Source organism: Amycolatopsis sp. NPDC104587, assembly GCF_055583645.1.
In genome coordinates, this window is record NZ_JBVJNO010000004.1 from 249,189 (window position 1) to 260,545 (window position 11,357).

10 protein-coding genes and 1 pseudogene are annotated in these 11,357 nt (G+C 73.5%); 6 read left to right on the forward strand and 5 right to left on the reverse strand.

The annotated features are described in order from the left end of the window. Positions 1-35 precede the first annotated feature (35 nt). The 3 genes and pseudogenes from ACZ61C_RS13075 to ACZ61C_RS13085 all read left to right on the forward strand — a co-directional run bounded on the left by ACZ61C_RS13075 (position 36) and on the right by ACZ61C_RS13085 (position 2,347). Positions 36-734, forward strand: a complete 699-nt coding sequence (locus ACZ61C_RS13075) for a DUF4386 domain-containing protein (protein ID WP_465306133.1) — start codon at positions 36-38, stop codon at positions 732-734. A gap of 22 nt (positions 735-756) precedes the next feature. Continuing rightward, positions 757-1,323: pseudogene (locus ACZ61C_RS13080) on the forward strand (AMP-binding protein); the annotation flags it as partial. Positions 1,324-1,402: 79 nt separating this feature from the next. Then, on the forward strand, positions 1,403-2,347 hold the full coding sequence (locus ACZ61C_RS13085) for an AMP-binding protein (protein WP_465306135.1): 945 nt from the start codon (positions 1,403-1,405) through the stop codon (positions 2,345-2,347). 1 nt (position 2,348) lies between these two features. On the opposite strand, the gene ACZ61C_RS13090 is transcribed toward ACZ61C_RS13085, so the two are convergent. Continuing rightward, a complete protein-coding gene (locus tag ACZ61C_RS13090; protein WP_465306137.1) occupies positions 2,349-3,056 on the reverse strand; it encodes an MBL fold metallo-hydrolase in 708 nt (235 codons plus the stop codon). An 84-nt stretch (positions 3,057-3,140) separates the two neighbouring features. Between ACZ61C_RS13090 and ACZ61C_RS13095 the strand changes: the two genes are divergently transcribed. After that, positions 3,141-5,114 carry a hypothetical protein gene (locus ACZ61C_RS13095; protein WP_465306139.1) on the forward strand — a complete coding sequence of 658 codons (1,974 nt, stop codon included), beginning with the start codon at positions 3,141-3,143 and terminating at the stop codon, positions 5,112-5,114. Between the two features lie 2 nt (positions 5,115-5,116). Further along, the gene (locus tag ACZ61C_RS13100) at positions 5,117-6,685 is read left to right on the forward strand and encodes a hypothetical protein (RefSeq protein WP_465306141.1); all 1,569 of its coding nucleotides are present in this window, start codon (positions 5,117-5,119) and stop codon (positions 6,683-6,685) included. Here the strand turns inward: ACZ61C_RS13100 and ACZ61C_RS13105 are convergent. The 3 genes from ACZ61C_RS13105 to ACZ61C_RS13115 all read right to left on the reverse strand — a co-directional run bounded on the left by ACZ61C_RS13105 (position 6,676) and on the right by ACZ61C_RS13115 (position 9,674). After that, positions 6,676-7,782 (reverse strand): FAD-dependent oxidoreductase, encoded by a 1,107-nt coding sequence (locus ACZ61C_RS13105; RefSeq protein WP_465306143.1) that lies wholly within the window; start codon positions 7,780-7,782, stop codon positions 6,676-6,678. The two genes, ACZ61C_RS13100 and ACZ61C_RS13105, sit on opposite strands and share 10 nt — an antisense overlap. A 115-nt stretch (positions 7,783-7,897) precedes the next feature. Then, positions 7,898-8,554, reverse strand: coding sequence for an FG-GAP repeat domain-containing protein (locus ACZ61C_RS13110; RefSeq protein ID WP_465306145.1), 657 nt, complete (start codon positions 8,552-8,554; stop codon positions 7,898-7,900). Between the two features lie 124 nt (positions 8,555-8,678). Next, the gene (locus tag ACZ61C_RS13115; protein ID WP_465306147.1) at positions 8,679-9,674 is read right to left on the reverse strand and encodes a helix-turn-helix transcriptional regulator; all 996 of its coding nucleotides are present in this window, start codon (positions 9,672-9,674) and stop codon (positions 8,679-8,681) included. A gap of 110 nt (positions 9,675-9,784) precedes the next feature. Between ACZ61C_RS13115 and ACZ61C_RS13120 the strand changes: the two genes are divergently transcribed. Beyond that, positions 9,785-10,243, forward strand: a complete 459-nt coding sequence (locus ACZ61C_RS13120; RefSeq protein ID WP_465306149.1) for a VOC family protein — start codon at positions 9,785-9,787, stop codon at positions 10,241-10,243. A 255-nt stretch (positions 10,244-10,498) separates the two neighbouring features. On the opposite strand, the gene ACZ61C_RS13125 is transcribed toward ACZ61C_RS13120, so the two are convergent. Next, a complete protein-coding gene (locus ACZ61C_RS13125) occupies positions 10,499-11,317 on the reverse strand; it encodes a hypothetical protein (RefSeq protein WP_465306151.1) in 819 nt (272 codons plus the stop codon). Positions 11,318-11,357 lie beyond the last annotated feature (40 nt).

Genomic DNA, 11,357 nt, shown 5'->3' on the forward strand with positions numbered 1-11,357 from the left:
TCCGGATCCTGCTCACTCCCCCGCCGGAGCGGCACATGGACGCACCGAGGAAGACCGCGCTCGTCGCGGGCGCGCTCTACCTGCTCACCTTCGTCTCGATCCCGACCCTCGCGCTCTACGGCCCGGTGCGCGAGCGCGGCTACGTCACCGGGCCCGGCCCGGACACCGGCGCCGTCGTCGGCGGGATCCTCGAGGTGGTCGTCGCCTTCGCCTGCGTCGGGACCGCGATCGTGCTGTTCCCGGTCGTGCGGCGGCAGAACGAAGCGGCGGCGCTGGGCTTCGTCGGCTCACGGCTGCTGGAGGCCGCCGTGATCATCGCCGGCGTCGCGTGCCTGCTGACGGTCGTGACGCTGCGGCGGTCCGGCGCCGGTGACGGCGCGCTGGTGACGGGCCAGGCGCTCGTCGCGCTGTACGACCGGCTGTTCCTGCTGGGGCAGAGCCTGATGCCGGTGGTGAACGCGCTGCTGCTCGGTTCGCTGCTGTACCGGGCGCGCCTGGTGCCGCGAGCCTTGCCGGTGCTCGGGTTTGCCGGCGCACCGCTGCTCGCCGCGGCGACGCTCGCGACGATGGCCGGGGCAGTCGAGCGGGACGCGCCGTGGGTGGCCGCGGCCGCGCTGCCGATCGCGCTGTGGGAGCTGTCGCTGGGACTGTGGCTCGTCTTCAAGGGGTTCAAGCCGTCGCCGGTGCTCTCGGCGGACTCTCCGCTGCCCGAAGGTCTTCCGCAGGCGCGGTGACCGATCCGAAAAGGAGGCAGCGATGGCGGAACCGGCCTACGTGCCCGCGGCGGAAGCGGACCTCGTCAGCGAGCTGACCGTCGGCGAGCTGCTCCGCGAGGCGGCCGGACGAGCACCGTCCGCGCTCGCGCTCGTCGAGGGTGTTCCCGAACCGGCGGCCCGGCGTCGCTGGACGTACTCGGATCTCCTCACGGAAGCCGAGGCGGCGGCCCGGGCGCTGCTCGGCCGGTTCCGGCCCGGCGAGCGGGTGGCCGTGTGGGCGAACAACATTCCCGAGTGGGTCCTGCTGGAGCCGGCGGCCGCGCTCGCCGGGATGACGCTCGTGACGGTCAACCCCGCTCTGCGCGAGGGCGAGCTGCGGCACGTCCTGAGCCAGTCGCGGGCCGCCGGGATCTTCCTCGTCGCGGAGTACCGCGACAGCCCGATGGCGGACCTGCTCGACCGGGTGCGGCCGGGGCTCCCGCACCTGCGTGAGACGGTCCTGTTCCAGGACTGGCCGGCGTTCCGCGCTTCGGGCTCCCCCACCGAGACGCTGCCGGTGGTGCACCCCGGCGACCCCGCCCAGATCCAGTACACCTCCGGCACGACCGGCACCCCCAGGGGAGCGGTCCTGCACCACCGCGGCATCACCGGCAACGCGCGGCTGTCCTACGTGCCGGACGCTGGAAATGCGGCCCGGGGAAGCCTTCGTCGACCCGATGCCGCTGTTCCACACCGCCGGTTGCGTGCTGGCCACCCTGGCGCCGATCGCGTCGCTGGGCACCCAGGTCCTGCTGCCGTGGTTCGACCCCGGGTTGCAGCTGGAGCTGATCGAAGCCGAACGCGGGGTGGTGTTCGGCGGTGTCCCCACCATGCTGCTGGCCCTGCTGGGCCACCCGCGGTTCGCCGGGACGGACCTTTCTTCCGTGCGCTACGCCCTTTCCGGCGGCGCGACGGTCCCGCCCGAGCTGGTCCGGCGCGTCGAGGCCGCGGTGGGGGTCCCGATGAGCATCGTCTACGCGCAGACCGAGGCCTCCCCCGGCATCACGATGACCCGGCTCGACGACGGTCCCGAAGACCGGGCCGGCACGCTCGGCCGGCCGCTGCCCGGCTGCGCCGTCAAGATCACCGACCCCGCCACCGGCGAGGTGCGCGCCCGCGGCGAGGTCGGGGAAGTGTGCACCCGCGGCTACCACGTCATGACCGGCTACTTCGACCGGCCCGACCGGACGGCCGAGGCGATCGACCCGGCGGGCTGGCTGCACACCGGCGACCTCGCCGCCATGGACGACCGCGGGTACCTGCGCATCGAGGGCCGGGTCAAGGAGATGATCGTCCGCGGCGGCGAGAACATCTACCCGCGGGAGATCGAACAGGTCCTGCTCGACCACAAGGCCGTCCACGACGTCGCGGTCGTCGGCGTCCCCGATCCCGGATGGGGTGAACAGGTCGCCGCGTTCGTCCGGCTCGCGCCGGGTGAGACCGCCGGCGAAGCGGAGCTGTCCGCCCACGTGCGCGAGAACCTCGCGCCCCACAAGACACCCCGGGTCTGGCGTTTTGTCGACGAGTTCCCGTTGACCGGTTCAGGGAAGATCAAGAAGCACGTGCTCCGCGACTCGCTCGCCGCCTCCTGAGCTACTTGCGCTTTCCCCACCGCTCGTCGGCCGGCTCCTCGCCCCGGCGCAGCGCGTCGAGGTAGGCGCGGTCGACGGCGAAGCGGGCCGCCACCTCGGGGCCGGTGGCCACGGCTCCGTGGCCCGGAATCACGACATCGACGTCCTTGGCGGCCTCGGCCAGCCGGTCGAGGGCCGCCGGGTAGGCGTCCTCCTGGCCGGTGCGGCGGGGGTCGAGGAGCGGGATCAGGACGTCGGAGAGCATGTCGCCGGCGAGCAGGACACCGCGGTCCGCGAGGAGGACGGCGGCGTGGCCGACGGCGTGCGCGTCGTGCTCGATCACCTCGCCCGGCACGGGTCCGCCGTCCGCGGGCAGCGGCGTGACGAGCGCGACCAGGTCGAGCGGAACACCGGACGTGCTTTCCGCCGCCATCGCCTGCGCCCGCTCGCGAGCTTCGGCGGCGACCGCGGCCGCGGCGGCGGTGGCGTACCGCGGCACGTCGCCGAAGCGGGAATGCCAGAGCAGGTGGTCCCAGTGCGGGTGCGTGCAGAACCCGGCGACCACCGGGAACCCGAGCCGGTCCAGGTCGTCGGCGAGCTCGTCCAGCTCGGCGCCGCTGATGCCGGGGTCGACGAGGACCACCCCGTCCTCGCCGCGGACGACGGTGGTGTTGCTCCAGACCCATTCGCTTTGGCGGACCCACACGCCTTCGGCCACCTGATTCAGCATCGGCACACCGTGTCAGGCATCCCCGCCGGGCGCAATATCGCCGTTTCCTCGTATCGGAGCGTGACACCTCCTACTCTCACTTGAGTGGACGGCATCGACAGTCTCCGGCACGCCATCGAAACGATCCCCATTCCCGGCGCCCCGCCCCGGCTGTCGCGGCAGGGCGCCGCCGTCGGGCTGGCGCTCCTGGACACCTCCTTGCGGCTCAACCACGTGCGCCGGCTGACCGAGCGGCTGACCGTCGTCGAGCACGGGACGGCGCGGCGCAGCACCGAGGTCGACGTCAGCCTCAAGCTCCTCGACGAGGGCCAGCGCCAGGCCACCGCGCAGCTGCAGGACCTCATCGGCCAGGAGCACGGCGAGCGGGCCGCCTCCCGGCCGGCGCGGCAGCGGTCCCTGTGGGTGCCGCTGGCCCGGCTGCCCCGCCGCGACGTCTCCCCCGTCGACGTCTTCGACAGCGCCGGCCAGAAGCTGCCGCGGCTCACCCAGCACGAGGCGTCCCGGCTGGTCGCCGCCGGGCTCTACCGGCTGCTGCGCGGAATCCTCGCCGGCGACGAGAACGCGCAGACCGCGAAGCACGAGCTGAACACCTTCCTGTTCCAGGTGCACGAACCGCGCTGGCTCATCCAGCAGGCGCTGCTGACCCTGCTCACCGAACGGAACCACCCGGACGCGGAGTTCACGATGGCCCCGGCCGAGGGCACGGTCTCCGGGTACGGGCGGCAGTGCCGCGAGCTGGCGCTGGACATCCTCGCCGGCTGTTCGGAGCTGCTGGTCGAGTACGCGTACCTGCTGAACGTCGCGGTCCGCGACTACATGCTGGTGGTGGCGCTGGACGACTCGGTCGAGGAACACCGGCTCAGCTACGAAACCCCGCTGCACGTCGACGCGCGCCAGCCGGCCGCGAAGGAGCAGTGGCGGCGGCTGGCCTCCAGCCAACGCGGGTACGTCGTGAGCTACGAGACCATGATCCCGGCGACGCTGAAGTCCTACCACCTGGTGGCCAGCACGGCGCCGGAGGCCGAGATCGCCCGGATGTACCTGTCCACCGACGCCGACCAGCACCAGGTGGACGGCCTGGCCGAGGACCTGGTCTCGCTCGCCGAACGGCAGGACGCCGCGCCGCTGCAGGAGGCCGACGGCGCCCGGCACAAGATCCTCGAGCTGCAGGCGCAGACCGTGCTGCGCCGGCTGGCGGACCTGCTGCGCCGCCGCAAGTGGGAGGCCGGCCAGTCCGGGGTGGAGCTCTCGCCGCGCAGCCTGCCCGCCTGCCACCGGCTCGCTGCCGCGGCCACGACCGGCGAAGCCGTGCGGACGGACTCCGGCGAGCTGGACAACTCGCTGCGGCGGCACCCGGTGTTCACCGCGGCGAACCTGCGCAAGGCCGCGCAGGAGCTGACCGACCGGGAGTTCGGGCAGGACCTGGTCCTGGTCAACGGCATCGCCGACAACGAGGCCCGCGCGTACTGGCGCCGGTCCGGCGGCCGCGACTCGCGCGGTGACCACGTCCGGGTGCGCGCGACGCTGGTGCTCAAGGACTCCACGAAGTCCGGCCCGCTCAACGTGACGTTCTACGCGCTGGCCGTCGCGACGGTCTCGTTCGTGCTCGGCTGGATGCTGGTGGGCAGCCCGTGGCCGTACGGGCGCGCCGCCACCGAAGCGCTCGGCCACATCGGTGACGGCCAGTCCGTGATCACGATGTTGCTGCTGCTGCCGGGTTTCCTCTACAGCCGCCTGTCGCTGCCCCCGCGCCGCACCGTGCTCGGATACCTCGGCACCCTGCCGCAGGCGCTCGTCCAGCTGAGCATCGCGGCCGTCGCCGGGTTCGCCGCGGCCGTCGCGACGCAGAGCCCGGGCGAGGTCGTGCAGGTCACGCTCACGATCGCCGTCGGCTTCCCGGTGCTCGCCGCGCTGGTGCTGCTCGGCCAGGCGTCGTGGCGCGGCTCGGCGATCCCGTTGTCCCGCATCGGGGCGCCACGCTGGGCCGGCGCGGGCGCCTGGGACCGGCACCAGACGCTCGACGCCGACGTGCGGTTCGACTCGTCCGGCGGGTGGTGACCGTGCGCAGCCGGCGGATCTCCGTGCGGAACGTGGCCGACCTGGCGCGGGCCGGGTTCGAGATAGCCCGGCAGCCGGTGACCAAAGTGGACTTCGAGGTGCACCACGCGATGGCGCGCCACGGCTACCTGCGTGAGCTCGTCTCCGCCGACCCCGACAGCGCGATCTTCCTGGAGACGCTCTGCTCGGCGACGAACGGCGCCGGCGTCGTGATCGGCACCCGCACCCGGAAACCCCTGGACGGCACCGAAGTCGTCGAGCGGGTCGACGGCCACCAGCCGGCGGAACGCCCGCAGCAGAGCCCGGGCGCCTGGACCTTCCACCAGACGACCTCGCCCAACCCGACGTTCATCTACGAGTCCGCGCAGACCTTCGAGGGCCTGATCGCGATCGACCCGGGCGCGCGCGAGGTGTGCGAGTGGCACGGCCTGGCCATCCGCGACCTGGTGCGCGAGATCTCCGACGCCGCGTCCGCGCTCCTCGGCGCGCCGCTGCTGTCGCTGCAGTGCCCGGCGCAGCTCCCGACGATCGTCAAGACCCGCAACCACGACCTGCGCACCCGCAAGGAGGTCGCGCCGCCGTGCGCGTCGCTGGCGGTGCGCTTCGCGATCGCGCTGCGGGACGTGTCCGCGGCCGCGCGGTTCGAGCTGGCCGACCGGTTCCGGGAGCTGTGCGAGAAGCACGGCTACAGCTTCTGGCTCGCCGACACGCGCCCGGGGCACCGGCAGGGGAACTGGTTCGAGGTCTACCACGCCGACGGCGAGTTCTCCCCGCTGTACAAAGGTGATCTCCGGTCCCGGCAGCGGATCGGCGCCTGCCTGCCGGTGACGTTCGTCGGGCCGGCCCGGATCGGCTCGACGCACGCGACCGCCTCCTTCCTGCAGCGTTATCCCCAGGTGGGGGTGGTCGGCTGCGCCGGCACCACGCTGTCCGACGTCGCGTTCGTCCACCTGCAGCTGGCGATCCACGGGGTCGCCGCCGACCGGCTGAACCGCATCCTGGGCAAGCTGCTCGGCGAGTCCTCGACCCCGGCCCGGCCGCAGAAGCTGCTGCGCGAGCTGTTCAAGCGCCTCGGCCTGCCGCCCGACCCCGACGGGCCGAACCCGCCCCCGGCCGATCCGACCAGCGACTACCAGACCTTCGCCGGACCCGCGTTCGCCTACCGGCCGTTCCAGATGCCCGACTGCATGGCCGTGTGGGTGTCCTGGGAGATCGCCCGCCAGCACCAGGGGCTCGCCGCGCCGCTGGACTGCCTGTACCGCGCGCTGGCCCAGGTCGCGCCCACGGCGTCCCCGGACACGCCGGGCTCGGCGGGCGACCTGGCCACCGTCGAGTACCTCATCTGCCGGGCGACCGAGCAGTCGGTGGTGCGGGGCAAGGCGAAGCTGGCGGTGCCGAAGACGGTCCTGCGCCAGTTCTCCTCGGGCGGGGTCGAGCTGCCCGCGTCCAAGCTGTGCGCGGCGCTGGAGGAGGCGTGGAAGGCGCACGTCGATCAGTCCGATGTGGACGGTGTGAGCGAGCTGACGGTGGCCTGGCGCGAATCCTGGCTCGGCCACTGGACCTACTCCTGATCCTCCGGGAACACTTCGTCCAGGTCACCGAAGGCGCGCTCGAAGAACCCCGTGCCGCCGGTGTGCCCGGCGGTGCGGGCGAACATCGCCCGCTCGAACTCCGCCAGTGCCGCTTCGACGTCTTCGGGGCGCGCGGCCAGGGCTTTCCCGAGCTCGGCGCCGTCCGTCATCGCGTTGTTGGCGCCTTCGCCGTCCGGCACCGCGAGGTGGGCGGCGTCGCCGATCGCGGTCACCCCGGGGACGCGGTCCCACCGGTGCCCGGCCGGCAGCGTGAAGAAGGGCCGCGGCACGGGCGGGACGTCGCCTTCGGTGATCAGCGCGGTCAGCTCCGGCGCCCAGCCGTCGAACTCCCGCGCGATCCGGGCGGGCGTTCGAGCGTCGGCGAGGTCGAGCGAGGCGAACCAGTCCTGCGACCGGGTGAGGATCGCGTAGGCGTGCAGGGTCCCGCCGCGCTCCCGGTGGGCGATGATCGCCCGGTCCGCGCCGGGCACGACCAGCGACCCGCCGCCGACCGCCTTCGCGGCGGCCGGATGACGCTCGTCGGCGTTGTACAGGTAGGTCTCGACGGCTGCTTCGCCGGTGTAGGCGGGCACAGCGCCGGACAGCAGCGGCCGGACGCGGGACCAGGCGCCGTCGGCGCCGACCAGGAGGCTCGTGACGACGCTCTCGCCGTCGGCGAAGGTCACCTCGTGGCGGCCGTCGCCGAGGCCGCGGACGGCCGCGGCTTTCCGTCCCCAGTGGACGGTCCCGGGCGCGAGCGAGTCGAGCAGCAGCCGGCGCAGCTCGCCCCGCTGGACCTCCGGGCGGCCACCGGTGCCGTCGTCGGGGTGGTCGACCAGGACGGTCCCGGTCCGGTCGAGGATCCGTGTCGCCTGCCGGCCGTCGAGGACGAGGCGGCGGAACCCGTCCAGCAGACCGGCCGCGGCCAGGGCGTGCTGCCCGTTGTGGGCGTGGATGTCGAGCAGGCCGCCCTGCGCGCGGGCGGCCGGGGACGGCTCGGCCTCGTGGACCGTGACCGGGAAACCATGGACCTGCAGGACCCGGGCCAGGGTGAGGCCGGCCAGGCCGGCGCCGAGGATCGTGACGGGAGTGGGCATCGGGCGCTCTTTCCGGGTTCGGGGACCGCCCGGTGGTCCCAGGCGGTCCCCGAACCATCACCGGAGCCGCTGCCACGGCGCGCACGCGCGGCTGGCACCGGCCTGGCAGCGGCCGTCACGCGCAGCTGGCGGCGTCCTCGGTGAGCACCGGGTCCGTCACGGGACGCCCGCTGAACGGCGTCGACTCCTGGACGCTCAGCGCGCCGTCGCGCAGCGTGTACACGGTGCGGGTGCCCGAGTAGGTGAGCTGGTCGACCGGACGGCTGATGTCGTCGGTCTCGGCGGCGACCGTCGCGAACGCCCGGCCCCCTTCGAACGGCGTGCACTGGTAGCCGAGGTGGGCGGCGATCCCGCCGCCTTCGGCGACCGAGAACGGCTGGTCGTCGGCGCCGACGACCTGGCTGAGGTTGCGGCCGTCGTAGTGCAGCACGGAGAAGAACGTCGTGTTCGCGCCCACGGACTGCGTGACGACGAGCTCGGCCCGGCCGTCGCCGTTGAGGTCGGTCACCCGCGGCGACTGGATGCCGAACTGGCTGTCGGCCGGCAGGTGGATCGAGGTGTAGGTCCCGTTCACCGTGGCCGAGACGAGCTGGTCGCTCTCACCGGTCAGCTGGGTGGTCACGGTTTCGAGCTCCCCGTCACCGTTGAGGTCGGCGACCGTGGTGACCGGGTCGGCGGCGGGCGCGGCCAGGGCCGGCACGGCGGCGGCCAGCCCCAGCGCGGCGGCCAGGCCGGCGACGGTGGTGGTGCGGACGAGTCCGATGCGGTTCATGAGATCTCCCTCCGTCTTCCGGTGATCTTTTCACCGAAAATGCTCTCACGAAGAAAGACGGTCACTGGCCGCCTGCGTGCAGCGCGAGTGTGATGTGCCACACGGGCGCAACCCGCGTCGACGGTCAGCCCGGCCGGGTCTCCGCGGCGCGGGCGGCCCGCCCGGCCAGCTCGGCGAAGGCGTCGCGCAGCTCCGGCGGCCCGACGACGTCGATCTCGCTCCCGAACCGGGCCAACCCCGCGGCGAGCGCGGCCCAGGACCAGGACCCGGTCGTCAGCCGGGTCCGGGCGGGGCCCAGCTCCTCGACCACCCCGTCCCCGGCGAACGGCGCCACCTCGGCGGCGGGCAGCCCGAGGACGACCTCACCTCGGCACGGCCACGCGTTGACGGTGTCGGACCCCTTGAACCGCGCGGAAAGGAACGTCGCGACGTCGCCGCCCGGCACCTCCCGGGGCGCGAACCGCGGACCGTTGGGGACGCGCAGGGTCATCCGGTCGGCGCGGTACGTCCGCCAGTCCGCGCGCTCGGGATCCCAGCCGACGACGTACCAGCGGCCGCCGCGGACCGCGAGGTGGTGCGGCTGGACCCGGCGGGGCGGGCGCGAACCGTCGTCCGCCGGCCGTCCGGGCGAGCGGTAGTCGAACCGCAGCTCCTCCCCCGCCCGCACGGCGGCGCTCAGCGCGAGCAGGACGTCGGTGCCGACCTGCGGCTCGGCGCGGTGCCCGGCGGTGCTCATCTCGAGCGTGTCGACCCGCTGCCGCAGCCGCGACGGCAGCACTTGGCGCACGGTCGCCAGCGCCCGGGCGGCCGCCTCTTCGATGCCCGCGCCCGTCCCGACGGCCATCCGCAACGCCACGGCGAGCGCGACCGCCTGCTCTTCGTCGAACAGCAGCGGAGGCACCTGGCTGCCCGCTTCGAGCCGGTAGCCGCCGTCGGGCCCCTTGACCGCCTGGATGGGATAACCGAGCTCGCGCAACCGGTCGACGTCGCGGCGCACCGTGCGTTCGCTGACCCCCAGCCGCTCGGCCAGCAGCACCCCCGGCCAGTCGCGCCGGGCCTGCAGCATCGACAACAGCGACAGCAGGCGGCTCGACGTCGTGGTCGAAGAGGCGATCGGCATGGTTTCAGGATGCCACGAGAAGCGGACGTTCCCTGACCGCTACCCCTGACACAGTGGCCTCACTGCCGGAGACCTCCGGCGGAGAACCCCTGGTCGAAGGATCGGAAACCATGTCGCTCAACGCTGTCGCCCACCTGAACTTCCGCGGTCAGGCCCGTGAGGCCCTGGAGTTCTACCGGTCGGTGTTCGACGGGCAGCTCACCGTCGTCACCTACGGCGACTTCGGGATGCCCGCCGAGCTGCCCGGCGCCGCCGACGTCGTGTTCGGCCAGGTCGTCGCCGGCAACGGCTTCCGGGTGATGGCCTACGACGTGCCCGGCGAGCACCGGCCGGTCGCCGCCGGCGCGCCGACCACGCGCCGCGAGAACGGCACCACGCTCACCGAAGAGCCGTTCTTCCTCTCCGTCCGCGGCGAGACCGTCGACGAGGTCACCCCGGTGTGGGAGCGCCTCGCCGACGGCGCGACGGTCATCGAGGCGTTCGGCCCGGCCCAGTGGGCGCCCGCCTTCGGGATGCTGGCCGACCGCTTCGGCGTCACCTGGATCGTCGACGTCGCGGCCGCGTACTGACCCGCGGGGGGGGGGGGGGGGGGGGGGGGGAGCCACCCCCCCCCCCCCCCACCCCCCCCCCCCCCCCCCCCCCCCCGCCCCCCCCCCCCCCCCCCCCCCCCCCCCCCCCCTCCCCCCCCCCCCCCCCCCCCCCCCCCCCCCCCCCCCCCTCCCCCCCCCCCCCCCCCCCCCCCCCCCCCCCCCCCCCCCCCCCCCCCCCCCCCCTACCCCCCCCCCCCCCCCCCCCCCCCCCCCCCCCCCCCCCCCGGGACCGTTTCACCGGCCGGAAGCCGGCCCCAGCTTCTGCTCCAGATCGTTCAGAATGGCGTGCACGGGGGCCCAGCAGAGCATCACACTGTCCGCGTCGAACCGCGGTTGCTCCGACATTTCCTTGTTGGGGTGGATGAAGTTGCGGAAATCGCGCACCCGGTGCGCGAAGGTTTTCGCGTCCAGCTGAATCCAGTCCTTGGCGTGCGCCGTGTCGATGAGCAGCTCCAAGGTCGCACGATTGGGCTTGACTCGCTGCTGGTCTCGCCGGGGGTCCGGAAAGCCGAGAGTGCCGATCTCGGCGTCCCGTTCGGTCAGCACGGTGAGAAGCAGACCCTCGACAAAACTGCCGATACCGATGATCGCCATCGTGTAGGCGCCGCCCGACTCGCAGACCTGGGTTTCTTCCACCCGCCGGCTCAGCATCTCCACCGCACCGGCGTCGTCGATCAAGGCGTCCAGCCGCTTCCGGAGATCGGGGGGCACGCTGTACCTCGGCTGGTCACCGTCCGCGGTGAGCTCCCCGAGCACCGGCCGGCCGCCGACCGAGGTGACCACAAGTCCCTCGGGGGCCAGCTTCTCGTTGACCACCGCACGGAATTCGCCGGCGGTCACCGCGCCGTCGTCGTACTCGATCGGATCACAGACCCGGCAGATCAACCGCTCGATCGCCGGGCGGTCGTCCTGGCGCTCCGTGAGCTGCTCACGCAGCCACGGCACCCGCGGCGACCCGTCGTACTCGGGCGGTTCCGGCCAGCCGGACCCTCGCAGCAGCTCCTCGAGCTGGTATCCCTTCCGCTCGTAGGGCCCTCCCATGTCGACGATCACGTCGGCCAGCCGGTCGACGGTCCGCGGGTCCAGCGGGAAC